Below are 26,888 nucleotides of genomic sequence, written 5' to 3' on the forward strand. Positions count from 1 at the left end.
AGGCCCAGGGTCGGCTCGAAAGGGAGAACTGCCCCGGCCTTGATCCCCACCATGGCGGCGGGGCACGAACGCGCCGATCGCCTTGTTCATGAGTTGTGCTGGAGTGGCACCATGGTGCAGAACTTCGTAGCCGGATTGGTGGTGGTGGCTTTGATTGTCATGGGCGTGCTTGCCTACGCCCAGAAACATGAAGGGTGCTTGCATGGGCGCTCGCTGCAAACCTTCAAGCCCTGCGGATCCGTCAGCGCTGAAATGTAGCGCTGGCCGCGGCGTTTTCGCGCGCCGAGATCAAAGGCATCACCGTCAAAAACGACGTTGTCGTCACAAGAGGCCGTGCTGAACGTACCGGCTGCAGTGTGTGCCCCGGCGCGATCGTGGGGATCAACGCCGGGGCGTTGCTCCTCCCGTCCGACCGTTGGGCTGGGGGCTGAGGCGATCAGCGAGAGTCGCATTCAGAAGGAAAGCACAGGTGCCGGCGCCAGTCAGGTGCACTTTGTGCCTGTACAATCATCTTAGTTTCCCGCGCGCCGCGACCGGCAGCGTGCCCAAAATCTCCTCGCCGCCGCGCACCATCACCACCTCGTCCATCATGTTGACGACGACGCAGACGTGATTGGGCACGATGCGGACGACATCGCCGACATTGGGCCGCGTGTTGCTGCGGGAGAGATCGAGGAAGCCGTGCTCCTCGGCAAAGCGCGCGATCCTGGCCTCGGGATGTTCGAGGATCAGCCCATGGCCTTCGAGCCCGCCGGTATCCGTCGTCAGCGTCTTTGAGCCGGCATCGAGGATGCCGCGGTCCGTAGCGGCGCGGCTCACCACCGTCGAATAGATGTGCAGCGCGCAGTCGTCCCAGGTTGCGACGCCGGCGGCGACCTGCATGCGGTCGTTGTAGATATAGGTGCCGAAGCGGTGCTCGGTCGCGCCCTTCAGCTTGCCGAGATTCTTCAGGTTCGGCGTGCCGCCGGTGGACACGATGGCGGCGTCAAGGCCGTGAGCGCGCACGCCGGCCAGCGCCTCGTCGAAGAATTTCTGTGCGTCGGTCCAGCCGGTCTCGGTCGGATACAGCATGAAGCCCGCGAACTGCAGCCCCTTGCTATCAGCGATCTCGCGCGCCAACGCCACCGCTTCAGCCGGCGTCTCGACGCCGGCGCGCTTTCGTCCGGTGTCGCATTCGACCACGACGGATAGCGTCCGGCCGGACACAGCCGCCGCCTTCGGCAGGTCGGCGACAACAACCGAATTGTCGGCCGCCACGGTGACGTTTGCTTTCCCCTGCAGCGCGCCCAGCCGCGCCATCTTCTCGTCGCCGAGCAGGTTGTAGCTGATCAGGATGTCGTTGATCCCGGCATCCGCCATGATCTCGGCTTCGCCGAGCTTCTGGCAGGTGATGCCCCTGGCGCCGGCCGCGATCTGCATCTGCGCCAGCATCGGGTTCTTGTGCGTCTTTATGTGCGGTCGATGCGCGACGCCAGCGGCATCGCATGCGGCCTGGATGCGCGCGATGTTGCGCTCGACGCGGTCCATGTCGATCACGGCGCAGGGCGTGCCGTATTCGCGGGCGATTTTTGCGGCGAGGGGAGTGGTCATGCGAACTCCTGACTTTCACCTCCCCCTGAAAGGGGGAGGTCGGCGCGAAGCGCCGGGTGGGGGTCAACTGGTGCGGCGGAGATCGTGGCAGACCCCCATCCCGACCTTCCCCCTTGCAGGGGGAAGGAGAACAATCACGCCTGTTCAATTTCTTCGCGGAGCACTTCGAGCTCGAGCCAGCGGTCTTCGGCGGCGGAAAGCTCCTCCTGTGCCTTGGCGATCGCGGCGGAGGCGTCGTCGAATGTCTTGCGATCCTTCGCGTAGAGATTCGGATCGTCAAGCAGCTTCTGCTGCTTCGCGATCTCCGCGTGCAATTTCTCGATCGTCTTCGGCAGCGTCTCCAGCGCGTGCTTTTCGTTGAAACTCAGTCGCCGTTTTGGTGGAGCGGTCGGCGCAGCAGGTTTCGCTTCCTTCATTTCTTCGACAACCGGGGCCTTTACCGCCTCGCGCGTCAAATCCGCGCCGCGCTGCGCCAGCATGTCGGTGTAGCCGCCGGCATATTCGATCCAGCTTCCGTTGCCCTCCGGCACGATCACCGAGGTGACCACGCGATCGAGGAAATCGCGGTCATGGCTGATCAGGATCACCGTGCCCTCGTAATCGCCAAGCATCTCCTCGAGTACGTCGAGGGTATCGAGATCGAGGTCGTTGGTGGGCTCGTCCAGCACCAAAAGGTTCGAGGGCTTGGCCAGCGCGCGCGCCAGCATCAGCCGGCCGCGCTCGCCGCCGGACAGCACTTCCAGCGGCGTGCGGATCTGCTCCTGCGAGAACAGGAAGTCCTTCATGTAGCTGACGACATGCTTTGGCTTGCCGCCGACCATCACATGGTCGCCGCGGCCGCCGGTCAGGGCTTCCGACAGCGTGGATTTCGGGTCGAGGCTTTCGCGGTGCTGGTCCAGCGTCGCCATCTCCAGGTTGACGCCGAGCCGCACGCTGCCGGCATCGGGCGGCTCTGCACCGGTCAACAGGTTGACCAGCGTGGTCTTGCCGGCGCCGTTCGGGCCGACCACACCGACGCGGTCGCCGCGCTGGATGCGGGTCGAGAAATCCTCGACGATTTTGCGCTCGCCGAACGTCTTGGCGATGTTCTTCGCCTCGATCACCAGCCGTCCGGATTTTTCCGCCTCAGCCGCCGCGAGATTGGCGCTGCCCGCGGTGCCGCGATAATTCCGCCGCTGCGCGCGCAGCGTATGCAGATTGGCGAGCCGCTTGACGTTGCGCTTGCGGCGGCCGGAGACGCCGTAGCGCAGCCAGTGCTCTTCGTTGACGATCTTGCGGTCGAGCTTGTGCTGCTCGCGCTCTTCCTCCGCCAGCACCTCGTCGCGCCAGCCCTCGAACGCGCCGAAGCCGCGATCGATCTGCCGGATCTGCCCGCGGTCGAGCCAGGCCGTCGCGCGCGACAGATTGGTGAGGAAGCGGCGGTCGTGGCTGATCAGCACCAGCGCGCTGCGCCGTCCCTGCAATTCGCCTTCCAGCCATTCGATGGTCGGCAGATCGAGATGGTTGGTCGGTTCGTCCAGCAAGAGGATGTCGGGCGAGGGCGCCAGCACCCGCGCCAGCGCCGCGCGGCGCGCTTCGCCGCCGGAGAGATGCGCGGGATCTTCATCGCCGTGCAGCCCGAGCTGCTCCAGCAGATAGCGCGCCTGATAGTGATCATCGCCGGGGCCGAGACCTGCCTCGACATAGGCAAGCGTGGTGGCGTGAGCGCCAAAATCGGGCTCCTGCGGGAGATAGCGGATGGTCGCGCCCGGCTGCACGAAGCGGCTGCCGGAGTCCGCCTCGACCAGGCCGGCCGCGATCTTCAAGAGCGTCGATTTGCCGGAGCCGTTACGCCCGATCAGGCAGACGCGCTCTTCGGCCGACACTGACAGTTCGACTCCCGTCAGCAGCGGCGTGCCGCCGAAAGTGAGCTTGATATCCTTGAGCTGGATCAGCGGTGGCGCCATCAGCCTTGTCCGGTTGCAGGTTGTTCAGCGCGGCGGCGCCGGATGCGGCGGATGGCGGTGTCGAGCGCCGAGAGGAATGCGGAGCGGTCGCGCGGCGCGAACGATCGTGGCCCGCCGGTGATCTCGCCTGACGAGCGCAGGTCGGTCATCAGATTGCGCATCGCCAGCGTCATGCCGATCGATTGCTCCGTGAACGGCTTGCCGTTCGGAGCAATCACGTCCGCGCCGGCCTTCACGCAGCGGCTCGCCAGCGGAATATCGGCGGTGATGACGATATCGCCGTCCCCGGCGCGCTCGGCGATCCAATTGTCCGCGGCGTCCATGCCGGAACCGGCGGCGACGCGTTCGATCAGCGGGTCCTGCGGCACGCGGATGAAATTGCCCGCGACCACGCTGACGGCAAGGCCATGCCGGAGCGCGACGCGATAGACCTCATCCTTCACCGGACAGGCGTCGGCATCGACATAGATGCGGGTGGGGTTTTCAGTTGGCATCACGGCTTGGCGGTTCATTCGTCGGCCGCATGTAACCCATCGGGCGGAAAATTGCGAGGCCGCACGCAGGCTTGCCACGGACGGTTGATTGCGTACGATCCCGTCAGAAAACAAACCGAAAAAAGGGGAACCCCATGAACGATCCGCAAACCTACCGCGTCTCGGCCTACAACACCTCGAAAGAGTCCGAGAACAAGATCCATGACGACACGGTAGCGCAGCGGTACGGCTTCTCGGGTGGGCTGGTCCCCGGCGTCGACGTCATGGCCTACATGATGCACCTGCCGGTTGCGAATTGGGGCCGTGATTTCCTCGCGCGCGGCCTGATCGACGCGCGTTTCGTCAAGCCGGTCTATGACGGCGAACAGGCCGAGGTGAGGGGCGAGGCGCGCGACGGCGCGCTGGCAATCGAAGTCTTCAGCCGCGGACAGCTTTGTGCCACCGGCAGCGCGTCGTTGCCGACTGCAGCACCCGCCGTTTCGATCAAGGACTATACCGAGGTTGCCGCAGTTGCCGAGCGCAAGCCCGTGAGCGCGTCGTCCTACGAGGTCGGCAAATGGCTCGGCACCCGGCCATACGCCTGGGCCGGCGACGCCGCAACGGGATATCTCGCCGACATCAGGGAGATGGACACGATCTACACGCGCGAAAATCTCGGCCATCCCGGCATGCTGCAGAAGGTGATGAACAAGCTTCTGGTCGACAACGCCATCCTCGGCCCCTGGATTCACGTCGGCAGCCGCATGCAGCTTCTCTCGGCGGCGAAGACCGGCGACGAGCTGACGGCTCGCGCGCGCGTCACCGCCAATTACGACAAGAAGGGCCACCGCTTCGTCGAACTCGACGCCCTCGTCGTCGCCAACGGCACCACGCCGCTGGCGCATTGCTGGCACATCGCGATCTACCAGCCGCGCGAGCAAGTGGCGGCGTGATTTCTCCGCGAGCACCATACTCCACCGTCATACCCCGCGAAGGCGGGGTATCCAGTACACGGCGGTCGCTCAGTGAATCTCAGGCGTCTCTGGAATACTGGATCGCCCGCCTTCGCGGGCGATGACAGCGTTCGTGTAGGCGCGAGCACCGTCAGGCCGCCTTCGCCTTCTTCGCGTCCTCGATCGCGCGCCAGATCTTTTCCGACGTCAGCGGCATGTTGATGTGCTTGATGCCGTAGTCCGAGAGCGCATCGACCACCGCATTCACCACCGTCGCAAGGCTGCCGGCGCAGCCAGCTTCACCGCAGCCCTTGGTGCCGAGCGGATTGGTCTTCGCCGGTGAAGGGTGATCGCCGACCGCCATGGTCGGAATGTCCTCGGCGCGCGGCAGCGCATAGTCCATGAACGAGCCGGTGATCGGCTGGCCAGAGGCATCGTAATTGACCTCTTCCATCAGCGCCTGGCCGATGCCCTGCGCGACGCCGCCGTGCAATTGTCCCGCGACGATCATCGGATTGACGATGGTGCCGAAGTCGTTGACGCCGGTGTAGCGCACGATCCTGATAACGCCCGTGTCCGGATCGATCTCGACCTCCGCGACATGGCAGCCGTTGGGGAAGGTCGACGGCGTCTCCTTGGTGGCGTGGTCGACGTCGAGCGTGTCAGGCCCGCCCTCGGCAATCTGGCCCTCACGCATGCGCTGGGCGAGCTCCATGATACCGATCGAGCGGTCGGTGCCGGCGATGGTGAAGCGGCCGCCGGCGAATTCGATATCGGCTTCGGACGCCTCCAGTAGATGCCCGGCGGCCTTCTTGCCCTTCTCGACCACGAGCGCCGAGGCCTCGACGATGGCCTGGCCGGTCGCGGTGATCGAGCGCGAGCCGCCGGTGCCATTGCCGAACCGCACGAGGTCGCTGTCGCCTTGCTCCAGCTTGATCTTGTCGAAGGGGACGCCGAGCTGATCGGACAGCACCTGCGCGAATGGCGTTGCGTGGCCCTGGCCGTAGTCGAGCGTACCGGTGGTGAGCGTCACCGATCCATCCGGATCGAAGGTGATCTTGCCGAGCTCGCCGCTCGGCGGCGCCGTGACTTCCAGGTAGGAGCCGACCGCGATGCCGCGCAATTTGCCGTTCTTCTTGCTCTCCCGCTTGCGCTTGCCGAAATTCTCGTAGTCGGAGATTTCCAGCGCCTTCTCGAACACACCCTGGAAATCGCCGCTGTCATAGGTGACGCCGGACGCGGCCGGGAAGGGCAGTTGTGACGGTTTGATGAAATTGCGCTTGCGCAAGGTCAGCCGGTTGATGCCCATCTCGTCGGCGGCCTTATCGATCAGCCGTTCCATGTAGTAATTGGCCTCGGGCCGGCCGGCGCCGCGATAGGCGCCCATCAGCGTGGTGTTGGTCAGCACCGTCTTGATGTCGACGCCAAGCAGCGGCGTGCGATAGACGCTTGCGAGATTCTTGCCGGTGTTGAGCGACAGCGGCCCCGGCGCGACGCCGGTGATGTAGGCGCCGAGATTGCCATAGCCGGACAGCCGCACCGCCAGGAACTTGCCGTCGGCGTCGAGCGCCAGCTCGGCATGGATGAGCTGGGCGCGGCCCTGGCTGTCGGAGAGGAAGCTGGTCGAGCGCTCATCGGTCCATTTCACCGGACGCCCGAGCTGCTTCGCCGCATGCGCAATGCAGGTATATTCGGGATAGCTGAGGTTCTTCATGCCGAAGGAGCCGCCGACATTGGCGGTCAGGATGCGCACCTTCTCCGGCGGCACGTTGAGGATCTTTGCCAACGTCGCCTTGTTGCCGGAGACTCCTTGCGTCGGCACCTGCAGCGTATAGCGTTCGGTTGTCTTGTCGTAGACCGCGAGCGCCACGCGCGGCTCCATCGAGACCACGGCGACCCGGGTATTGACGATATCGAGCTTCGTCACATGCGCGGCGCCGGCGAAGGCCGCATTGATCTTCTCGGTGTCGCCATAGTGGTAGTCGAGCGCGACATTGTTCGGGATGTGGTCGTAGAGCTGCGGCGCGCCGGGCTTGGCGGCCTCGGCGGCATCCGTTACCGCCGGCAGCGATTCGATATCGACCTCGACAGCTTCGGCCGCGTCGCGCGCCTGCGCCGCCGTCTCCGCCACCACGAACGCGACGGGATCGCCGACGAAGCGGACCCTGTCGGTCGGCAGCGGCATGCGGTTGGTCTGCAGCAGCGGCGAGCCGTCCCGGCTCTTCAGCGGCATGCCGCAGGTGAAGGGATTGTAGTTGGCGGCGGCGAGATCAGTCCCGGTCCACACCCCGAGCACGCCCGGCATCGCGCGGGCGGCCGAGGCGTCGATCCCCTTGATGACGCCGTGGGCGTGGGAAGAGCGCACCATCCAGCAATAGGCCTGGCCGGGCAGGGAGAAATCGTCGGTGTATTTACCCTTGCCGCGCACCAGCGTGTCGTCCTCCTTGCGGCGGACCGGCTGTCCGACGCCGTATTTTTGCAGTGCGATAGCGTTTTCGAGAGTGGCGGGAGACGTGTGATCTTGCATCGGAAATACCTGAAATGCCGCGATTTGGAGCAATTTCGCGGGGTTTCGACCAGATAACGTAGGGTGACGTAAGCGACAACGCCCGATTAGGCATGTCGCGTGTGATGATTTGTTGCGTAGGCCTTTGGCGCTGCTAAAGTTTCCGTGAACGGAAATTCTTCGGCAGGCCGGGGCGCCTCGCGGAAAGACAGTGTTGATGAAGGATGACACGCGGCCTTGCGTCGGCCTTTCGGCCCGCGAGAGCCCGCCGGGGTTGATTACGGCGGCCGTCGAAAGCGGCGTCTACGCCGCGCTCGACCTTGGCACCAACAACTGCCGGCTCCTGATCGCCTGTCCCACCGGGGACGGGTTCCGCGTCGTCGACTCGTTTTCGCGAATCATCCGGCTCGGCGAAGGTATTTCCGCGACCGGTTCCATCAGCGACGCGGCGATCGAGCGCGCGATCGCGGCGCTTTCGATCTGCAGCGACAAGATCCGCTATCGCAAGGCGAGGCGCCTGCGGCTGATCGCGACCGAGGCTTGCCGCGCCGCCGCCAATGCCGACAGTTTCCGCGCCCGCGTCGCCGCCGAGACCGGCATCAAGCTCGAGGTGATCGACCGCGAGACCGAGGCGACACTGGCCGTGATCGGCTGTTCGCCGCTGCTCGACCGAAGGGGCCGCGGCGCGATCCTGTTCGACATCGGCGGCGGCTCGACCGAGTTGGTGCGGATCGAGCGCGATCCGGCGAGGCCGGATGCCTCGCCACGCATCAAGGCCTGGATGTCGATCCCGTTCGGCGTCGTCAGCCTTGCCGAGCAATTCGGCGGGCGCGATGTCACAAAAGAGTTGTATGCGCGGATGGTCGCCGAGGTCGCGCAATATGTCGCTCCGTTCGCGGCCGAGCACGGCACCGATCTGCGCGACATGCACATGCTCGGAACGTCAGGCACGGTGACGACGCTAGCCGGCGTGTTCCTCAACCTGCCGCGCTACGATCGCCGCCGCATCGACGGCATCTGGATGAACGACGCCGACGTCACCGCGACGATCCAGAAGCTGCTTGGCATGAGTTATCAGGAGCGCGTCAACAACGGCTGCATCAGCATCGAGCGCGCCGATCTCGTGCTCGCCGGCTGCGCCATCCTCGATGCCGTCAGGAACGCATTCCCGCTGCCGCGGCTGCGCGTCGCCGACCGCGGCCTGCGCGAAGGCATGCTGGTCGAGATGATGCGCGAGGACGGCGCGCTGAAGGCGTGCCTGCACGTGCCGTAGCGAGATCGAGACGGATGAGATTTGATCGAATTGCATCCACGACGGCGCTGCGCTCCCTCTCCCGCTTGCGGGAGAGGGCTGGGGTCTCCGCATTGGGATTCCCCAAGAGGAGAGAACCCTCACCCGGCGCTGCGCGCCGACCTCCCCCGCTTGCGGGGGAGGTAAGGGAGTTCGCGGCCCGACCGACTCAACCAAACGACATCACACTTTAGAGACGCGCGATGGCGAAAGATTCGACCGGCCGGCTGCACGTCACGGTGAAGAGCGGCGGCAAGCGGAAATTGTCCTCAAAGCTCTGGCTGGAGCGCCAGCTCAACGATCCCTATGTCGCGAAGGCCAAGGCGCAGGGCTACCGCTCGCGCGCGGCCTTCAAGCTGGTCGAGATCGACGACAAATATCGCCTGCTCAAGCCGGGCATGACCGTGGTCGATCTCGGCGCTGCGCCCGGCGGCTGGAGCCAGGTCGCGGCCAAGCGCGTCGGCGCCGTCGATGGCAAGGGCAGGGTGATCGCGATCGACCTGTTGGAAATGGGCGAGATCCCCGGCGTCACCTTCGCGCAGCTCGATTTCCTCGACAATGACGCGCCGGAAAAACTGATCGCGATGATGGGCGGCCGCGCCGACATCGTGATGTCCGACATGGCCGCCAACACCACCGGTCACCGCAAGACCGACCAACTCCGCATCGTCGGCCTGGTCGAGACCGCCGCAGCCTTTGCCTGCGACGTGCTCAGTCCCGGCGGAGCGTTTTTGGCCAAGGTGTTTCAGAGCGGCGCCGATGCGGAGCTGCTCGCGCAATTGAAGCGCGATTTCTCGACCGTGCGCCACGTGAAGCCCGCCGCCAGCCGGCAGGATTCCTCCGAACGTTACGTGCTGGCGACGGGCTTTCGGCGGCAACCCGATCGACTCGAGGCGTAACCCGTACGGTCGACAGGCGAGCGCTTGGTGCGGTTGCAACTCGACCGGAAAGGGGTGCACAGGCCAAAGTCTACCGTTGGAACTTTTTCCCGGGCGGCGCATTTTATCCTTCCGGCGCGGTCCATTAGCTGCGCGTGCGACCTGTCGCGAAGGCAGGGCATTTCTGCGGCGCGTCGCGCCTCCGTCTGGGGAAGGAGCTTTCCCGTGATGGGGCACAGGCCGAGAGTTGGTAATCGACTGTTAGCGGCGTTGCCGACAGCAGACCTCGACTTGCTTACGCCTCACTTTCGCAACGTATCGCTTGAGCGCGACGCCGTGTTGGTGCGGTCGGGTGATCTGATTGAACAGATCTATTTCCCCCGCAGCGGGTTGATCGCGTTCATCATGGACATGCCGAACGGACAAACGGTTGCCACCGCGGTGGTCGGCAATGAGGGAGCCGCGGGCGTTCTATTAGCGCTAGGTCCCGTCTACTCTCCGATGACCGCCGTTGTTCGCGTCGCCGGGAGCGCCTTGCAGATTTCTCCGGCGCGATTTCAGGCTGCGCTCAGCCGCAGCAGCGCCCTCAAAGACGCGGTTAATACTCACACTAGGGCGATGCTGATACAATTCCAGCACGTCGCGGCTTGCAATGCGCTGCATTCGGTCGAAGCCCGCATGGCGCGCTGGTTGCTTGAGATCCATGATCGCGCCCACGGCGACGTGTTGCCGCTGACGCAAGAGACGCTCTCCGAATTGCTAGGAGTACGACGAACGACCGTCACACACGTGGTGAGCAAGCTCCGCGCGTCCGGTGCTATCCGATTCAATCGGCGGAGTTCGATCGAGATCGACAGGCCGCGGCTCGAAGCTGCGGCATGTGAGTGTTATCAGCTCATGCGCGGCAGAATCGACCGCATCGTTTCATCCGAAGAGAGGCCGCGCAATCACGCCTCACGCGCGCATGAGTTCGCCCGCGCGCGCGATCCCCTGTTGGCCAAGATACATGAAGTGCAGCCGGGCACCCGACCCCACGGAGCGAGCAGCCAGCGGGCAAAAAGTCATTGACCGGGGCGCCGCGAGGCCTCACGGGCGTCGTGCGCTCAACACCTCATGTGCGTAATCTCGCCCGGCTCATACACCCAGGCTTCCCGGGCAAACCATTCGTGATTGGCTTCGCAGATCGAGCAGTAGGTGCGCGCGAAGAACACCGTACTGCATCGAAACTGCTCGCGGTCCGCTTTCATGCCCGTCGGGATCGCGCGTCCCGTTTGAGGGCATCTGATCATGACAACACCCACCTTGGTCCTCCTCGACGTTCGGCTTTGTTGTGCCAGCAGCATGTCCGTCCGCCATCGGCTGGACTGCACCTCTTCTTGTGGGAGGCGCTTGTTCCAGCCGATCCCGGCGGGCGGCGAAAGTCCAATTTAGGGAGTTGTCGTCAGGGCCTTGGCCAGGCGCTTCTTGAGCGGCTCGGCGGTTTCGCTCGCGACCCTCTGGGCGAGTTCCCAAAGCTCCTTGTTCTGCACCGATGTGACTTCGAAGTTCTTGCGGCCTTGGGTTGCCGACAACTGGATGACCTCCGATAGTGACTTCGTGCCCGCGATATGGGTGAGAAAATCGAAGGCGGAACTGGCGTTGACGCTCGAGATTTCGATCATCTTGGCGCCGTAGTCAGCGGCGCCCTTGGCGCCCGTCGTATAGGCCTCCCGGAGAATGTCGGCGATCTCTCCTGAGACTGTCTTCATCTTCTCGCAGTTTTCCTTCGCCCGCACCGCGCTTTGCTCGGCGATCCCACGAAAGATCTCCGGCACCGCGAAAAGCGACAGGTCAAAGCCGCGCTTCTGGTCAGCATCGACTTTCGGATTGGCATTCACTTCGTTCACATTGGCATCATTCACGGGTCTTGATCCTTTCAAACGAAACTGAAATCAACCGCAGTCCAATTTTCGTCCCGAAGCTTCCATGCTGCATCGCAAGGACAGCGCCCAGAACGTTTCCTCCCATTGTCGGGCACTGTCGCGGATAGCCGCCCGCACCCATTGATGTCTTATGGCTGACCGGCGACGGCGCTTCTGTTCGCTTTCCGACTTTCAAATCGGGTTATTTGAAAATCTTATCGAGCCGCGTCACACGTCACACGGGCTCGTGCTCCGTCGAGATGCGCCCGGCGACGGCCGCAGCGGGGGCAAATCCATGCGCGGACAGCCGTGAAAGGGGCGTCATTATCCGCGGGGCGGGGTGAAAATCGTCAAATCCTACGGAAAGCCGGCGAGGGTGACGCTGCGCGCCTCACGCATCACCCTGAAGGAAATCACGAAGCGATCGTCTCGAAGGGCGAGGCCCGGCGGGGCCTCATCCTTCGAGACGCGGCGAAGACGCCGCTCCTCAGGATGAGGGTCTAACAGCGATGCGAACTAACCAGCCCCGAGTGCGAGCGCGATATTATACGTCGCAAGGCTCGCCAGATAGGCGAGCGCCAGCATGTAGAAGAACGTAACCGCCATCCATCGCCAGCCTCCGGTCTCGCGGCGGATCACCGCGAGCGTTGAGGCACATTGCGGGGCGAAGATGTACCAGACGAGCAGGGACAAAGCGGTGGCGAGGCTCCATTTGGTGGCGAGCACATGGCCGATCTGGTCGGCCGCTTCCTTGCCGCCTTCGATCGCGTAGACGGTGCCCAGCGCTGCCACCGCGACCTCGCGCGCGGCCATGCCGGGGATCAGCGCCACAGCGATCTGCCAGTTGAATCCGAGTGGTGCCAGCAGCGGTTCGAGCGCCTTGCCGATGATCGCGGCGAGGCTGTAGTTGATGGCGGGTCCTTCGGCGCCGGCCGGCGCGGTCGGGAACGACGCCAGGAACCAGATCAGCACCATCATCGAGAAGATCGTCGTGCCGGCCCGCTGCAGGAACATCTTCGCCCGCGTGTAGATGCCGATGGCGATGCTCTTCAGCCGCGGCAATTTATAGTCGGGTAATTCCAGCATGAACGGCGCAGGGGCGTAATCGCGCAGCATGAAGAATTTGACCAGGAACGAGACGCCGAGTGCGCTGGTGATGCCGGCCGCATAGAGGCCGAACAGGACGAGGCCGCGCAGGTTGAACCAGCCCCAGACATCGCGGTCCGGAATGAAGGCCGAGATGATCAGCGTGTACACGGGAATTCGTGCCGAGCAGGTCATCAGCGGCGCGATCAGGATCGTGGTCAGGCGGTCGCGCCGGTTGTCGATCACCCGCGTCGCCATGATGCCGGGGATCGCACAGGCGAAGCTCGACAGGAGCGGGATGAAGGCGCGGCCGTGCAGGCCGGCGCCGCCCATGATGCGGTCCATCAGGAACGCCGCACGCGCCATGTAGCCGAAATCTTCCAGAAGCAGGATGAACAGGAAGATGATGATGATCTGCGGCAGGAACACGATGACGCTGCCGACGCCGGAAATGACGCCGTTCTGCAGGAAGCTCTGCAGCAGTCCCTCCGGCAGCGTGTCATGCACGAACTGACCGAGCGCGTCGAAGCCGGAGGACAACAGCTCCATCAGCGGCTGTGCCCAGGCGAACACGGCCTGGAACATCAGGAACAGGATCAGCGCGAGGATGAAAAGTCCCGCCACCGGATGCAGCACCACGGAGTCGATCCGGGCGGTCCAGGTGTCAGGCTTGGCCGGCAGTGTGACGGCGGAGGCGATGATGCGGTCGGCCTCGCGCTGGGTGGCGCGCAACTGGGAGGCGGTGAGGGGCTGCCAGCGATTCGGCCCGGCGGGTGTCTGCTCCTGCGCCGCGATCTCGTCGGTTCGGCGCAACAGTTCGGCGATCCCGCCCTTGCGAACCGCGATCGATGTCACGACGGGCATGCCGAGTGCCTCGGATAGTTTCGGCACATCCACGTTCACACCACGGCGGGCTGCAATGTCGAACATGTTGAGCACCAGCATCATCGGCCGGCCGGTGTTCTTGAGCTCGAGCAGGAGACGGATGGTCAACCGCAGATTGGTCGCGTCCGCGACGCACAGGATGAGATCGGGCGCGGCCTCGCCCGCGGTGCGGCCCAGCACCATGTCGCGGGTGATTTCCTCGTCCGGGCTGCGTCCGCGCAGCGAATAGGTGCCGGGCAGGTCCACCACCGAAACCTGCCGTCCGGCGGGGGTGACGAAAAACCCCTCCTTGCGCTCGACGGTCACGCCCGGATAGTTCGCGACCTTCTGGCGGCTGCCCGTCAGCGCATTGAAAAGCGAGGTCTTGCCGCTGTTGGGCGTGCCAACCAGCGCGAGATGCAGGAGTGGGGCTTCCATCGCGTTACCGCTCGCTCCATCAGGCGACGATGATCGCCATGGCCTCGCGCCGGCGCAGGGCGATCGTGACATTCTCGACCCTGACCGCGATCGGGTCGCGTCCAACGATTCCCTCGTGCAGCACCTCGACCCGGGCGCCCTCGACGAAACCGAGTTCGATCAGCCGGCTCTCAAGTTCGTGGCCGCCAAGCGCAGAAGCCGCGTCAGCCACGGCCAGATGCTGGATCACGCCCGAATATCCCCGCTTGGCCAATCCCAATGGTTGAGATGCTCGAATATCGGTTTGCTCGCTCATCGCCCGTCTTTTCCAGCCGGGCGCGAAAGGGTCAAGCGCTGCGACCAACACGAAGCTGGGATTTAGAACGATTACAAGTTGGCGGCGCGGGCGCTATCCCAATCGCTGGTCGCGCGCATCCTGCGTGCCTTCCGTTGCGGCCTTGACGGCGGCGGAGGCCGCGCCCTTGCGGCTGGAGATCTCGACCGCCTTGCGGCCGGAGATTTCGTGGCCGGCATCATCTGGCATCTGCCAGAAGAACCAGGCGGAGGCCGCGGAGATGACCGCGACCACCAGGAAGGCCGGCGCGAACACGGTCGCGCTCAACTCGCTCGCACCGTGCACCCACATCGTCGTTTCCACCGAGAACGCGCCGACCGCGACGCCGGCGGAGATCGCAAGCTGCTGGTTGACGCTGACCAGCGTGGTGGCCCGGCTCATCTGCGCCGGCTCGACCTCGGCATAGGCGACCGTGTTGATCGCGGTAAACTGCAGCGAACGGAAGAAGCCGCCGACCACCAGGATGATCATGATCAGCAGCAGCGGGGTCGCCGCCGTGAACAGCGCGCACGCGGCAAGGAAGAGCGAGCTCACCACAGCATTGACCGTCATCAGGTTGCGGAATCCGAAGCTGCGGATGATGCGCGCGGCGAGCGTCTTCATGCCCATGGCGCCGACGGCGGACGCGAAGGTGACGAGGCCCGACTGGAACGGCGACAGCCCGAAGCCGACCTGCATCAACAGAGGCAGCAGGAACGGCAGGGCGCCGATACCGAGGCGGAACATGAATCCGCCGATGATGCTGGCGCGCAGCGTCGCCAGATGCAGCATGGAGAAATCCAGCACCGGCGATCCGGTCCGCCTGGCGTGGATGACGTAAAGCGTCATCGAGATCGAGCCGACCGCGATCAGCGCGGCGACCACCGTCCATGGCAGGAGGTTGAGGCCGGCGACCGAAAGCCCGAAGGCGATGCCGGCAAGGCCGATGCCGGCAAGCACCATGCCATAGAGATCGAACGGCTCCGGATTCTCGCTCTTGATCGGGTCGATGTATTTCAACGCCATGAAGATGCCGAGGATCCCGATCGGGATGTTGATCAGGAAGATCCAGTGCCACGAGAAATAGGTGGTGATGAAGCCGCCGAGCGGCGGCCCGATCACGGGGCCGATCAGCGCCGGCACCGTCACCCACGCCATTGCGTTGACCAGCGCGCTCTTGTCGATCGAGCGCAACAGCACCAGCCGCCCGACCGGCGTCATCATCGCTCCGCCGAGACCCTGCAGGATGCGCGCGAACACGAAATCGGTGACCGAGGACGACAGTGCGCAGCCGATCGATCCCAAGATAAATACGCCGACCGCCCCCGCAAACACCAGCCGCGCGCCGAACCGGTCGGCGGTCCAGCCGCTCGCCGGAATGAAGACCGCAAGCGACAACAGATAGGAGGTGATCGCGAGCTTCAGCGTCAGCGGACTGGTGCCAATATCGGCCGCGATCGCCGGCAGCGAGGTCGCGATAACCGTCGAATCCATGTTCTCCATGAACAGGGCGGTGGCGACGATCAGCGGGATCAGGCGTTGCTTGTCCATCGGTATCGGAGAACAGGAAGGGCAAGGGGCGGGACGCGGTGCGGCTTAGCACCGCGTTGCGAACGAGGCTATTGCAGAGTGTCCGCGAAAGCTAAATCCTGTGTAACGTTCAGTTCCCGCCGTGCACTATATCGCATTATGCGATGATGCTTGTCGAACGAATCGCGTTGTGCGATAATGGGCCGTGAAAGAGATTGAGTTCACCTCCGCTGCTGTCCGCCAATGGCGCAAACTCAGCGCTGCCACACGGGCCCAGATCGATCTCAAGCTAAAGACATTTGCAGAAACAGGTACTGGTGATGTGAAAGCGCTCAAGGGCGTATCAGGCATGCGGTTACGTTCGGGTGACTGGCGCGTCCTGTTCACGGTGAAGGGTAACACCATCACGGTTCACGCCGTGGGGCACCGCCGCGAGATTTATGATTGAGGGACGCCATGGCAAAAGCCGGCACAGCAAAAAGCAATGTCCAGTTTATCCGTACGCCCGGCGGTGACGATCTCGCCGTGCTGCCGCGCAACGAATACGATCGACTGGTCGCCTTGGCTGCTGAGGCGCAAGAGGATGCCGGCGCGAGCCGGATCGTGCGCAATTCCATGCGTGCCCTGAAGGAGGGGCGGGAAGTCGTGCTGCCCAAGGCCGTCGCCGATCGTCTGGCGAACGGCGATAATGTAGTGCGCGTCATCCGCGAGTGGCGCGGTATGATTCAGGGCGAACTGGCTGCCGCGGTCGGGATCAGCCAGAACTACCTGTCCGAGATCGAGACGGGCCGCCGCAAGGGGCCTGCCGAGTTGCAGAAGAAATTCGCCCGCGCATTGGCCGTGCCGGTCGACCTGTTAATCGAGTAGGGCGGCGGGCTCCAAGCGCCGCCACGACCGGATCCGGCTATTGTTCCCGGCGCAAAACCACCTAAATCCCTAGCCTGACGCGGGTATTCAGGCCGAAGGCAAGCGGCGGCGCGGTTGCCGGCAGGCGCCGAAAAAGCCTGTGCATGGCTGGCAAACACTTTGATTCGTCATGGCGCCATGCTATCGACCGGCGTCAACCCCACCGATGGGCTCCGATTCGACGGCGATGCGGCAGGCAGCGCCGGGAGGCGGCGCTCGTCCTTTTACGTTATCGCGGCGGATCGCCGCCGAAAGGAGTTGGCAATGGCGACGGTACAGGCATCCCCGGCGATCCGTGAGGCCTTCACGTTTGACGACGTGCTGCTGAAGCCGGGCCTCTCGGACGTACTTCCTTCCGAAGTCGACATCCGCTCCCACGTCACCCGCCTCATCCCGCTCAATATCCCGATCATCGCCTCTGCGATGGACACCGTCACCGAGGCGCGCATGGCGATCGCAATGGCGCAGTCCGGCGGGGTCGGCGTCATCCACCGCAATTTCGACCCCGAGGGCCAGGCCGCGCAGGTGCGGCAGGTGAAGAAGTTCGAATCCGGCATGGTGGTGAACCCGCTCACCATCGAGCCCGACGCGACGCTCGCGGACGCGCTGACGTTGATGAAGGACCACGGCATATCAGGCATTCCCGTGGTCACCGGTGGCGCCAAGAACGTGCCCGGCAAGCTGGTCGGCATTCTCACCAACCGCGACGTGCGCTTTGCCACCGATCCCAGGCAGAAGGTCTCGGAGCTCATGACGCACGAAAACCTCGTCACCGTGCGCGAGGGCGTCGGCCAGGACGAGGCCAAGCGGATGCTGCACAAGCACCGCATCGAGAAGCTCCTGGTCGTCGACGATCAATATCGCTGCGTCGGCCTGATCACCGTGAAGGATATCGAGAAGGCGGTTGCGCATCCGCTGGCCTCGAAAGACGCGCAGGGCCGCCTGCGCGTCGCCGCGGCGACCACTGTCGGCGAGGGCGGCTTCGAGCGTACCGAGCGTCTCATCGATGCAGGCGTCGACCTTATCGTCGTGGACACCGCGCACGGTCATTCCTCGCGCGTGCTGGAAGCCGTCAACCGCATCAAGCGCCTCTCCAACGCGGTGCAGGTGATCGCAGGCAATATTGCGACCCGGGACGGCGCGCAGGCGCTGATCGATGCCGGTGCTGATTCGATCAAGGTCGGCATCGGTCCGGGCTCGATCTGCACCACCCGCATCGTTGCGGGCGTCGGCGTCCCGCAGCTCACCGCGATCATGGATGCGGTCGAAGCGGCGAAGAAGGCCAATGTGCCCGTGATCGCCGACGGCGGCATCAAATATTCCGGCGATCTCGCCAAGGCGCTCGCCGCCGGCGCCGACATCGCGATGGTCGGCTCGCTGCTCGCCGGCACCGACGAGACTCCCGGCGAAGTCTTCCTGTGGCAGGGCCGCTCCTACAAGGCCTATCGCGGCATGGGCTCGGTCGGCGCGATGGCGCGCGGCTCGGCCGACCGCTATTTCCAGCAGGACATCAAGGATACGCTCAAGCTCGTGCCTGAAGGCATCGAGGGGCAGGTGCCCTACAAGGGCCCGGTCGCCAATGTGATGCATCAGCTCGCCGGCGGCCTGCGCGCCGCAATGGGCTATGTCGGCGCCAGGAACATCGCCGAATTCCACAACAAAGCGGAGTTCATCCGCATCACCGGTGCGGGCTTGCGCGAGAGCCACGTCCACGACGTCACCATCACCCGCGAATCCCCGAACTATCCCGGCGGGGCGTAAGAGAATTTTCCTCCTCCGGTCGTCATTGCGAGGAGCGACAGCGACGAAGCAATCCATTCCTCCGCTTGCGGAACTGTGGATTGCTTCGCTACGCTCGCAATGACGAACTGAATATCAGGAGGAAACAATATGCCCCAGGGCAAGCGCATCGTTCTCGCCTCGCGTCCCGTTGGCGAGCCCAAACCATCTGACTTCCGCCTCGAGGAATATGCCGTGCCGGAGCCGGGCGCGGACCAGGTCCTCTTGCGCACCATCTGGCTGTCGCTCGATCCCTATATGCGCGGGCGCATGAGCGATGGCCCGTCCTATGCGCAGCCGGTGCCGGTCGGCGGCGTGATGGAAGCCGGCACCGTGACCGAGGTGATCGCCTCCAACAATCCCGGCTTTGCCAAGGGCGATATCGTGCTGTCGCGCGCCGGCTGGCAGACGCACGCGCTGTCCGACGGCAAGGGCCTCTCCAAGATCGATCCGAAGCTCGCGCCGATCTCGACGGCGGTCGGCGTGCTCGGCATGCCCGGCATGACCGCCTACACGGGGCTCCTCGATATCGGCAAGCCGCAACCCGGCGAAACTGTTGTCGTGGCCGCAGCGTCAGGCGCGGTCGGTTCGGCGGTGGGGCAGATCGCAAGGATCAAGGGCGCCCGCGCGATCGGCATCGCCGGCGGCAAGGACAAATGCGACTTCGTGAAGAACGAGCTCGGCTTCGACGATTGCCTCGATCATCGCGATCCCAACCTCGCGGCCAGGTTGAAGGAGGCCTGCCCGAAGGGCATCGACGTCTACTTTGAGAATGTCGGCGGCGCCGTGTTCGATGCGGTTTTCCCGCTGTTGAACCCGTTCGCGCGCGTGCCGGTCTGCGGATTGATCGCGCACTACAACGATACCGAGAGCAAGCCGCCAAAGTGGGCGGGCGCGATGATGCGCGCAATTTTGACCAAGCGCCTGACCTTCCGCGGCTTCATCGTCAGCGATTTCGCCGCCCGTCACGGCGATTTCCTGCGCGACATGTCGGGATGGGTGCGCGAGGGCAAGGTCAAGTACAAGGAGTTCGTCACCGAGGGTCTCGAGAGCGCGCCCGAGGCGTTCATGGGCCTCTTGAAGGGCGCGAATTTCGGCAAGCAGCTCGTGCGCGTCGGGCCGGATAAGACGTGAACCGCGGTGCCGTCCTACGGCTGCTGACGGGCTGATGCCCGTCACGGGTTCTCCCGACAAACATTTGGAAAGCAACGCCGTCCGCCGCACCAACGCGGCGGACTTTTTTGTGCCCGCAGGCTTCGGGCAGGGGCCGCCGTACCCGAAAGGTCACACCGTTAACCAAATGACTCCTATGAGCCCCGCGTTTGCTTGACTGTGCATGCAACACATTGAATTAATACATTATTTTCAGGTGTAGCCATGTTTGAAATCGGTATTTTCTGTGTCATTTTGCTGGCAGCCGGCTATGGGGTGACCATGTGGGTCATCGGCCGCCGCGCTGATGTTTTGCACGGCAGGTTCGTCGAGGGCGAACCCGAGTCGGAACCGTTTGGAATAGGACCGCTGGTGCCGCCACCCGCGCCACGCGCCAACGCGGAATCCTTGCAGGCGCTGCTCACCGTGATCCAGCAGGATCTGAAGGACAGTCGTCCAGCAGATTCTGAAGGACACGGCGCAGATTTGGCTCGTCGGCCTAACCCGCCGTCATCTCTGCGAGCAGCGCGTCGAGGCTGACGTCGACCTGGCCTTTCGTCCTGACGTGGCGGACCTCGAAGCTGTCGGGCCGGAAGCGGTATTCGACAATTCCGGTTTCCTTGATCCCGATCACGTCCTGCTTGTCGTCGGGAATGACGAAGCCGGCCGACGGCGCCCAGACATGGCGGACGCGCCCAAAAGTGAGATCGCGCCGCTGATGCACATGGCCGCTGCCGACCAGGCGCCAGTCGACTGCGCCGAACATCTCGATCAGGCGGCGGCGCGCCGGCTGCGGGACATAGCGGATCGCGGTCTCCGCGAGCTCGGGGTCGTCGGGTACATTCAGGAACAGCGGCTTGTGCAGGAACAGCGCCACCGGCTTGCCGTTGACGTTGGCAAGCTCTGAAGCGAGCCAGTCGAACTGCTCGGCTTCGCTATCTAGCCCCGTATTCATGATCAGCGAATTGAGCCCGATGAAGCACCAGCCGGCCGCCGTGAAGCACCAGCGGTCTTCGCCGACGATGGTGCGGAACGCGTCGCGATGCTCTTCCGTCGCGGGCTGCGTCGGCGGCGTGCCGACCGCGGTCGGGTTGTCGCCGATGTCGTGATTGCCGGGCAGATAGCGGCAATCGACCGGCAACGCCGCGTGCAGCGATTTCGCAAATTCGAGATCGCCGCGGCTGTTCGGCCCATCGAAGGCGACGTCGCCGCTGTTGAGCACGAGGTCGGGCCGCGTCGCGTCGATATGCTCGGCGATCGCCTCAAAATTCGCGGTCAGCATCGGCCGGCTGCGGGCGAGGTGGGTATCGGAGATCTGGGTCAGGCGAAATTCGGACATGTGAAATTCCCTTTGGAACCATGTTAGATCGGCTGGAAGTCGGAATGATGACGCCATTACATCACATTGTCAGCGACGCCAGCCGCCGCTATTAGCTCTCGCTCCTGATCCGAAAGCTCCTGATGACCCCCGCCGCGCGTCTCTCCGCCGCCATTGAATTGATCGACACCATCGACGCGCAGCGCGTGCCGGCGGCGAAAGCCCTGAAGGAGTGGGGCACCGCGCACCGCTACGCCGGCTCCGGCGACCGCGCCGCGATCTCTGGCCTGATCTGGGACGTGCTGCGCCGGCAGTCTTCCAGCGCTTACCTGATGGATGACGACAGCGCCCGCGCCCGCGTGCTCGGCATGCTCCATCTCGAGCGCGGCATGGACGTCGATGCGATCGCCGCCCTCTGCGACGGCGGCCGCTTCGCACAATCGCCGCTCACCGATGCGGAGCGCACCGCGCTCGCCTCGCGGTCGCTGCAAGGCGCGCCAGCGCATATCGCCGGCGATTATCCGGAATGGCTCGATCCCTATCTGGCAAAGGTTTTCGGCGACGACCGCGTGGCGGAAGCGACCGCGATGGCGAGCCGCGCGCCGCTCGATCTGCGCGTCAATACGCTGAAGACCAGCCGCGACAAGATGCTGCCGCGGCTGAAGCATCTCGGCGCGAAGGAAACGCCGTGGTCGCCGCTGGGTCTGCGCATCGAGCTCGGCGCCGACGCCCGCAACGTCGGCATCCATGCCGAGGAGGATTTCGTCAAGGGCGGCATCGAGGTGCAGGACGAAGGCTCGCAGCTCGCCGCGCTGTTCTCCGCCGCCAAACCCGGCGAGCAGGTGATCGATCTCTGCGCCGGCGCCGGCGGCAAGACGCTGGCGCTGGCGGCGATGATGCAGGGCAAGGGGCGGCTGATCGCGACCGACCGCGACAAGCGCCAGCTCGCGCCGATCCACGAGCGGCTGTCGCGCGCCGGCGTGCACAATTGCGAGGTCCGCACGCCCAGGGGCGACAGCGATCCGCTCTCGGATATCAAGGGCTCCGCCGACCTCGTCGTGATCGATGCGCCTTGCACGGGCACCGGCACCTGGCGCCGCAACCCGGACGCCAAGTGGCGCATGCGCCCCGGCGCGCTGGAGGTGCGGCTGAAGGACCAGGCCGACGTGCTCGACCGCGCAGCGTCCCTGGTGAAGCCGGGCGGGCGGATCGCCTACATCACCTGCTCGGTGCTGCCGGCCGAGAACGGCGAGCAGGTCAGCGCTTTCATCGCCCGCCATCCGGAGTTCTCGGCTATCCCGCCGGAACAGACCGCCAGCGTCCTCTGGGACAAGGCGGAAGCCTTCGCCGCCGCCGCGCTGCAGTCCCCCGAGGGCTGGCTGATGACCCCCCGCCGCACCGGAACCGACGGCTTCTTCGTCTCGATTTTGAAGCGAGGGTAGGGTTCTCGACCTCTCCCGCTTGCGGGAGAGGTCGGCGCGCCAGCGCCGGGTGAGGGCTCTCTCCGCACGGAAAGTCCCATCGTGGAAGCACCCTCACCCCAGCCCTCTCCCGCAAGCGGGAGAGGGAGCGCAGCAATCCTGCCGGCAAAACCCCGTGGATGGCCGCATCCCGCGCGCACCCGCCGCCCCCGGGAGGGTTGCGAGCCAGCCCCCCGTCGCGTATCTGCTGTCCATGACAGCCGCCAAGCCCGAACGCTCGCCGTCGACGCCCTCCGTGGCCTCGGCGCATGACAAGATTCTGATTGTCGATTTCGGCAGTCAGGTGACGCAACTGATCGCCCGCCGCGTCCGCGAGGAGGGCGTCTATTCCGAGATCGTGCCGTTCCAGAAGGCGGAGGCCGCCTTCAAGGAGATGAAGCCCAAGGCGGTGATCCTCTCCGGCGGCCCGGAATCGGTCCATGAGGAGGGCTCGCCCCGCGCGCCGCAGGCGATCTTCGACTCCGGCGTTCCCGTGCTCGGCATCTGCTACGGCCAGATGACCATGGCCGCCCAGCTCGGCGGCGAGGTCGAGGGCGGGCATCATCGTGAATTCGGCCGCGCCGATCTGGAAGTGAAGACCGCGAGCAAATTGTTCGACGACATCTGGTCGATGGGCGAGCGCCACCAGGTCTGGATGAGCCATGGCGACCGCATCACGAAGATGCCTCCGGGCTTCACCGTGGCCGGCATCTCGGCCAACGCGCCGTTCGCGGTGATCCAGGACGAGAAGCGGAAATATTATGGCCTGATGTTCCACCCCGAAGTGGTGCACACGCCCGACGGCGCAAAGCTCCTGCGCAATTTCGTCCGCAAGGTCGCAGGCCTGACCGGCGACTGGACCATGCGCGCCTTCCGCGACGAGGCGATCGAGAAAATCCGCGCCCAGGTCGGCAGTCGCAGGGTGATCTGCGGCCTCTCCGGCGGCGTCGATTCCGCGGTCGCCGCCGTCTTGATCCATGAAGCGATCGGCGACCAGCTCACCTGCGTCTTCGTCGACCACGGCCTGCTACGGCTGAACGAGGCCGAGACCGTCGTCGACCTGTTCCGCCATCACTACAACATCCCGCTGGTTCACGTTGATGCGTCGAAGCAATTCCTCGGCGAGCTAGCCGGCGTCACCGACCCCGAGCAGAAGCGCAAAACCATCGGCCGCCTCTTCATCGACGTCTTCGAGCAGGAGGCCAAAAAGATCGGCGGCGCCGAATTTTTGGCGCAGGGCACGCTCTATCCCGACGTGATCGAAAGCGTCTCCTTCACCGGCGGCCCGTCGGTGACGATCAAATCGCACCACAATGTCGGCGGCCTGCCCGAACGCATGAACATGAAGCTGGTCGAGCCCTTGCGCGAACTGTTCAAGGACGAGGTCCGCGTGCTCGGCCGCGAGCTCGGCCTCCCCGAAGCCTTCGTCGGCCGCCACCCGTTCCCAGGCCCCGGCCTCGCCATCCGCTGCCCCGGCGACATCACGAAAGAAAAGCTCGACATCCTCCGCCAGGCCGACGCCGTCTACATCGACCAGATCCGCAAAGCCGGCCTCTACGATGCGATCTGGCAGGCCTTCGCCGTGCTGCTGCCGGTGAAGACGGTCGGCGTCATGGGCGACGGCCGGACGTATGAATACGTGGTGGGCCTGCGCGCGGTGACCTCGACCGACGGCATGACGGCGGACTTCTACCAGTTCGACATGTCGTTCCTGGGCGCGACCGCGACGCGGATCATCAACGAGGTGAAGGGCGTGAATCGCGTGGTGTATGACGTGACGAGCAAGCCGCCGGGGACGATTGAGTGGGAGTGAGGGGGAGTACCGTGGAGTAGTATCGGATAGTAGAGGACACTCGGGCGAATCCCAAGCTATCGATAAAAGTCGATAGATTCTAAGCGACGCTCAGATCTGCCGCTCCGTCGGGCGTCTCCCGCTCTTCGAATGGCGCCGATACGCCGATTACTGCTCCTTCTTGAACAAATCCTGGAAGATGAGCTGGCCCCAAACGCGGCCGCGTGCGTGCACCAGCGCGCCACCCTCGTTGAGCTTTCCCAGCTTTACGGGTGCGAAGCCGAGTTGTTTGGCCAAAGCCATCACGGGAGCGACCGCGTCCTCGTCGTCACCAGACAGAAAGACGACCCTGTGGCCGCCTTCGACGATCGGATCGGCAGCCAGCGTGGCCGCAATCAGATGATTGAAGCCTTTCACGAGCTTGGCGCCGGTGAACGCCTTCGCGACGAAGGCGGAGGACGGGAGACCGTCCAGTTCCTCAGGAGGAAGCTGCGCGTTCATCGCGTCGATGACCGTCTTGCCTTTCCAGCTCGGCAGGGCCTTTGCAACCTCGCGATGCTCCCCGAACGGGACGGCCAAGATGATTGTGTCGGCCTCAAGTGCTTCCCGCAGCGACTTGGCGACGACCGTGGGTCCAATCGCCCGGGCCTGCGGCGCCAACGCCTCGGGCGGCCGGCGGCTCGCGACGGTCACGTCGAGGTTCTTGCGGGCGAAGGCGTGGGCGAGGGCCTGGCCTATCTTGCCGAACCCTATAATTGCGTAGCTCATAACGCTTCTCCGGTTTTCAGATGGCCGAGAAGCCGCCGTCGACAGACAACTCCAGCCCATTCACGAAGCTGGAATCGTCAGACGCAAGAAACAGCGCGGCCGCCGCAATTTCGTCAGGACGACCCATCTTTCCTCGCGGGATCAGGGATTCGAACATCCGCTTCGCCTCCTCGGTGAGAACTTGGTCCTGCATCGGTGTGGCGATCGGCCCAGGGTGCAGCACGTTCACCCGGATATTCCTGCCCTTCAGTTCGTTGAGCCATCCGCGTGCGAATGCATGCAGCGCCGCCTTGCTCGCCGCATACACGCTATAACCAGGAAAACCTTTGATCGAAGCAACGGACCCGGTCATGAAGATCGATCCGCCATCGTTGAACAGCGGCAACGCCTTTTGCACCGTAAACAGCGTGCCCCGCACATTCAGGCCGAACGTCGAGTCGAAATGCTCCTCGGTAATTTCGCCCAGTGGGAGGGCTTCGCCCGTGCCGGCGCTCGCGTACAGGACATCGATCTTGCCCTTTTCCCGCCTGACTGTGTCGAACAGGCGGTCGAGGTCGTCGAGATTGGCTGCGTCGCCGCGCACGCCGGTCACGTTCCGGCCGATCAGCTTGACGGCCTCGTCGAGCACCTCGTGTCTCCGGCCCGTGATGAAAACATAGGCGCCTTCTTCAACGAACCGCTTGGCGCTCGCCAGCGCCATGCCGCTCGATCCACCCGTGATGACTGCAACCTTACCCTCGAGCTTTCTCATGACTTTCCTTCAGACTCCGTCTTTGGCTGATCGGGGAGGTTCCCCGAGAACTCCGAAATGGTTCTGCCGGTGTCAGGTGTTGAGTGCGGAAGCGCGCACATCGGTGGTGCGAAATCGATCCGACTGGACGACTGACGCTAGGCGCGATCGGTGCGCGCCGTTCGGAATTGGCCGTGCTCGTCGCCATAGGCAGTGATCCCCCGACCGTGCTACCCCACGTTCGAGAGGATGTTCGATGGTGTTGGGCACGGACTTTCGAAGGCAAACCCCGCGGTGCAGGATTGCACCATGATCGACTGGGATGACGTTCGCTACTTTCTGGCCGTCGCGCGCGAAGGCTCGGTGCGGGCCGCCGCCGAGCGCCTCGGGGTGAACCACTCGACCGTGCTGCGACGCATCGCCCAGCTCGAGGAACACCTCGGGGCGCACATGTTCGAGAAGCTGCCTTCGGGCTATCGCCTGACGGCTGCTGGCGAGGAAGTCGTCGAGCTCGCGCACCAGATGGAAGCGTCGTCGCACTTGCTGGAGACGCGCGTCTTCGGGCGCGACCAGAGCGCGAGCGGGCTTCTGCGGGTGACGCTGCCGCCGTTCCTCGCGGCACACCTGCTCATGCCGGACTTCGCCGATTTCGCGCGCATGCATCCGGACATCGAGATGGAAATCCTGTCGTCCGGCGAGCCGGCCAATCTGACCAACCGAGAGGCCGATGTCGCGATCCGCATCGTCTCCGACCGCAAGACCCTGCCGCTCAATCTTCACGGCCTGAAGGGGCCGGAGCTGTTCGGCGGCGTCTACATGTCCCGCGATCGACTAGCCGCGTGGCGTGCGGGCGCGTCTGATCCCATCCGGTGGATCGTCATAAACAATCATGGACTCCCGGACTGGGCCCGCGAGGGAGAGCTTCGCACCACGGGGGTTCCGTTCAGGACCCCAGACGCCGAGGCGCAGATCGTTGCAGCACAGCAAGGGATCGGGATGACGAAACTGCCGTGCTTTGTCGGAGATGCCGACCCCCTACTGGTGAGGGTGCCGGGCACTGACCTGCACATGTACGGAACGCTCTGGCTTCTCACCCAGGGGGAGACACGTAAGACGAAGCGCGTGCGGCTCTTCACTGAGTTCGTATCCCGCAGGCTCGCCGCGTACGCTCCGCTTCTCGCGGGGCTGTCCATATCGCGCGACTGACGCGCGGC

The 26,888-nt window shown here is 64.5% G+C and carries 25 protein-coding genes; 13 read left to right on the top strand and 12 right to left on the bottom strand.

The window, feature by feature from the left end; all coding sequences use genetic code 11:
- The first annotated feature begins 39 nt into the window (after nucleotides 1–39).
- Entirely contained in the window at nucleotides 40–258 is a 219-nt protein-coding gene (locus tag ACVJGD_RS04350; protein ID WP_456633204.1) for a hypothetical protein, read from the top strand.
- Nucleotides 259–507: 249 nt separating this feature from the next.
- On the opposite strand, the gene ACVJGD_RS04355 is transcribed toward ACVJGD_RS04350, so the two are convergent.
- The 3 genes from ACVJGD_RS04355 to ACVJGD_RS04365 form a co-directional block, all read right to left on the bottom strand.
- Nucleotides 508–1,590, bottom strand: coding sequence for a D-TA family PLP-dependent enzyme (locus tag ACVJGD_RS04355; protein WP_456633205.1), 1,083 nt, complete (start codon nucleotides 1,588–1,590; stop codon nucleotides 508–510).
- A gap of 134 nt (nucleotides 1,591–1,724) precedes the next feature.
- Complete coding sequence (locus ACVJGD_RS04360) at nucleotides 1,725–3,536, bottom strand: ABC-F family ATP-binding cassette domain-containing protein (protein ID WP_456633206.1); 1,812 nt, start codon at nucleotides 3,534–3,536, stop codon at nucleotides 1,725–1,727.
- Nucleotides 3,536–4,048: a YaiI/YqxD family protein gene (locus ACVJGD_RS04365; protein WP_456633207.1), complete on the bottom strand. Its 513-nt coding sequence runs from the start codon at nucleotides 4,046–4,048 to the stop codon at nucleotides 3,536–3,538. Before ACVJGD_RS04365 ends, ACVJGD_RS04360 begins: the two co-directional genes overlap by 1 nt.
- Before the next feature lie 116 nt (nucleotides 4,049–4,164).
- Here ACVJGD_RS04365 and ACVJGD_RS04370 point away from each other — a divergent pair, with 116 nt between their 5' ends.
- Nucleotides 4,165–4,962 carry a hypothetical protein gene (locus tag ACVJGD_RS04370; RefSeq protein ID WP_456633208.1) on the top strand — a complete coding sequence of 266 codons (798 nt, stop codon included), beginning with the start codon at nucleotides 4,165–4,167 and terminating at the stop codon, nucleotides 4,960–4,962.
- Between the two features lie 151 nt (nucleotides 4,963–5,113).
- Here the strand turns inward: ACVJGD_RS04370 and ACVJGD_RS04375 are convergent, their stop codons facing one another.
- Nucleotides 5,114–7,489, bottom strand: a complete 2,376-nt coding sequence (locus ACVJGD_RS04375; RefSeq protein WP_456633209.1) for a xanthine dehydrogenase family protein molybdopterin-binding subunit — start codon at nucleotides 7,487–7,489, stop codon at nucleotides 5,114–5,116.
- A 196-nt stretch (nucleotides 7,490–7,685) separates the two neighbouring features.
- On the opposite strand from ACVJGD_RS04375, the gene ACVJGD_RS04380 reads away from it, so the two are divergent.
- The 3 genes from ACVJGD_RS04380 (at nucleotide 7,686) to ACVJGD_RS04390 (ending at nucleotide 10,705) form a co-directional block, all read left to right on the top strand.
- Nucleotides 7,686–8,741: a Ppx/GppA phosphatase family protein gene (locus tag ACVJGD_RS04380; protein WP_456633210.1), complete on the top strand. Its 1,056-nt coding sequence runs from the start codon at nucleotides 7,686–7,688 to the stop codon at nucleotides 8,739–8,741.
- 221 nt (nucleotides 8,742–8,962) lie between these two features.
- Nucleotides 8,963–9,658, top strand: coding sequence for an RlmE family RNA methyltransferase (locus ACVJGD_RS04385; RefSeq protein WP_456633211.1), 696 nt, complete (start codon nucleotides 8,963–8,965; stop codon nucleotides 9,656–9,658).
- A 207-nt stretch (nucleotides 9,659–9,865) separates the two neighbouring features.
- Nucleotides 9,866–10,705 carry a Crp/Fnr family transcriptional regulator gene (locus ACVJGD_RS04390; protein WP_456640161.1) on the top strand — a complete coding sequence of 280 codons (840 nt, stop codon included), beginning with the start codon at nucleotides 9,866–9,868 and terminating at the stop codon, nucleotides 10,703–10,705.
- Nucleotides 10,706–10,740: 35 nt separating this feature from the next.
- Here ACVJGD_RS04390 and ACVJGD_RS04395 read toward each other — a convergent pair whose 3' ends face one another.
- From ACVJGD_RS04395 to ACVJGD_RS04415, 5 genes are all read right to left on the bottom strand, one after another.
- Nucleotides 10,741–10,938, bottom strand: a complete 198-nt coding sequence (locus ACVJGD_RS04395; RefSeq protein ID WP_456640162.1) for a hypothetical protein — start codon at nucleotides 10,936–10,938, stop codon at nucleotides 10,741–10,743.
- Between the two features lie 126 nt (nucleotides 10,939–11,064).
- Entirely contained in the window at nucleotides 11,065–11,538 is a 474-nt protein-coding gene (locus ACVJGD_RS04400; RefSeq protein ID WP_456633212.1) for a phasin, read from the bottom strand.
- Between the two features lie 516 nt (nucleotides 11,539–12,054).
- Nucleotides 12,055–13,926 carry a ferrous iron transporter B gene (feoB, locus tag ACVJGD_RS04405; protein WP_456633213.1) on the bottom strand — a complete coding sequence of 624 codons (1,872 nt, stop codon included), beginning with the start codon at nucleotides 13,924–13,926 and terminating at the stop codon, nucleotides 12,055–12,057.
- Between the two features lie 19 nt (nucleotides 13,927–13,945).
- Nucleotides 13,946–14,221: a FeoA family protein gene (locus ACVJGD_RS04410; RefSeq protein ID WP_456633214.1), complete on the bottom strand. Its 276-nt coding sequence runs from the start codon at nucleotides 14,219–14,221 to the stop codon at nucleotides 13,946–13,948.
- A 93-nt stretch (nucleotides 14,222–14,314) separates the two neighbouring features.
- A complete protein-coding gene (locus ACVJGD_RS04415) occupies nucleotides 14,315–15,790 on the bottom strand; it encodes an MFS transporter (RefSeq protein ID WP_456633215.1) in 1,476 nt (491 codons plus the stop codon).
- Nucleotides 15,791–15,974: 184 nt separating this feature from the next.
- On the opposite strand from ACVJGD_RS04415, the gene ACVJGD_RS04420 reads away from it, so the two are divergent.
- The 5 genes from ACVJGD_RS04420 (at nucleotide 15,975) to ACVJGD_RS04440 (ending at nucleotide 20,146) form a co-directional block, all read left to right on the top strand.
- Nucleotides 15,975–16,217: a type II toxin-antitoxin system RelE family toxin gene (locus ACVJGD_RS04420; protein WP_456633216.1), complete on the top strand. Its 243-nt coding sequence runs from the start codon at nucleotides 15,975–15,977 to the stop codon at nucleotides 16,215–16,217.
- An 8-nt stretch (nucleotides 16,218–16,225) separates the two neighbouring features.
- Nucleotides 16,226–16,636, top strand: coding sequence for a helix-turn-helix transcriptional regulator (locus ACVJGD_RS04425; RefSeq protein WP_456633217.1), 411 nt, complete (start codon nucleotides 16,226–16,228; stop codon nucleotides 16,634–16,636).
- 303 nt (nucleotides 16,637–16,939) lie between these two features.
- On the top strand, nucleotides 16,940–18,436 hold the full coding sequence (gene guaB / locus ACVJGD_RS04430; RefSeq protein ID WP_456633218.1) for an IMP dehydrogenase: 1,497 nt from the start codon (nucleotides 16,940–16,942) through the stop codon (nucleotides 18,434–18,436).
- A gap of 129 nt (nucleotides 18,437–18,565) precedes the next feature.
- Nucleotides 18,566–19,588 carry an NADP-dependent oxidoreductase gene (locus tag ACVJGD_RS04435; RefSeq protein WP_456633219.1) on the top strand — a complete coding sequence of 341 codons (1,023 nt, stop codon included), beginning with the start codon at nucleotides 18,566–18,568 and terminating at the stop codon, nucleotides 19,586–19,588.
- Nucleotides 19,589–19,831: 243 nt separating this feature from the next.
- Complete coding sequence (locus tag ACVJGD_RS04440; RefSeq protein WP_456633220.1) at nucleotides 19,832–20,146, top strand: hypothetical protein; 315 nt, start codon at nucleotides 19,832–19,834, stop codon at nucleotides 20,144–20,146.
- On the opposite strand, the gene ACVJGD_RS04445 is transcribed toward ACVJGD_RS04440, so the two are convergent.
- The gene (locus ACVJGD_RS04445; RefSeq protein WP_456633221.1) at nucleotides 20,106–20,945 is read right to left on the bottom strand and encodes a metallophosphoesterase family protein; all 840 of its coding nucleotides are present in this window, start codon (nucleotides 20,943–20,945) and stop codon (nucleotides 20,106–20,108) included. The genes ACVJGD_RS04440 and ACVJGD_RS04445 overlap by 41 nt on opposite strands.
- Before the next feature lie 122 nt (nucleotides 20,946–21,067).
- Between ACVJGD_RS04445 and ACVJGD_RS04450 the strand changes: the two genes are divergently transcribed.
- Entirely contained in the window at nucleotides 21,068–22,366 is a 1,299-nt protein-coding gene (locus ACVJGD_RS04450; protein WP_456633222.1) for an RsmB/NOP family class I SAM-dependent RNA methyltransferase, read from the top strand.
- A 232-nt stretch (nucleotides 22,367–22,598) separates the two neighbouring features.
- Nucleotides 22,599–24,197 (top strand): glutamine-hydrolyzing GMP synthase, encoded by a 1,599-nt coding sequence (guaA, locus tag ACVJGD_RS04455; RefSeq protein WP_456633223.1) that lies wholly within the window; start codon nucleotides 22,599–22,601, stop codon nucleotides 24,195–24,197.
- 147 nt (nucleotides 24,198–24,344) lie between these two features.
- Here the strand turns inward: guaA and ACVJGD_RS04460 are convergent, their stop codons facing one another.
- Complete coding sequence (locus tag ACVJGD_RS04460) at nucleotides 24,345–24,944, bottom strand: NADPH-dependent F420 reductase (protein ID WP_456633224.1); 600 nt, start codon at nucleotides 24,942–24,944, stop codon at nucleotides 24,345–24,347.
- Nucleotides 24,945–24,960: 16 nt separating this feature from the next.
- Nucleotides 24,961–25,695 (bottom strand): SDR family NAD(P)-dependent oxidoreductase, encoded by a 735-nt coding sequence (locus ACVJGD_RS04465; RefSeq protein ID WP_456633225.1) that lies wholly within the window; start codon nucleotides 25,693–25,695, stop codon nucleotides 24,961–24,963.
- Between the two features lie 288 nt (nucleotides 25,696–25,983).
- Here ACVJGD_RS04465 and ACVJGD_RS04470 point away from each other — a divergent pair, with 288 nt between their 5' ends.
- Nucleotides 25,984–26,880 (top strand): LysR family transcriptional regulator, encoded by an 897-nt coding sequence (locus tag ACVJGD_RS04470; RefSeq protein ID WP_456633226.1) that lies wholly within the window; start codon nucleotides 25,984–25,986, stop codon nucleotides 26,878–26,880.
- Nucleotides 26,881–26,888: the final 8 nt, after the last annotated feature.

The sequence above is a fragment of the Bradyrhizobium sp. USDA 10063 genome (assembly GCF_054063735.1).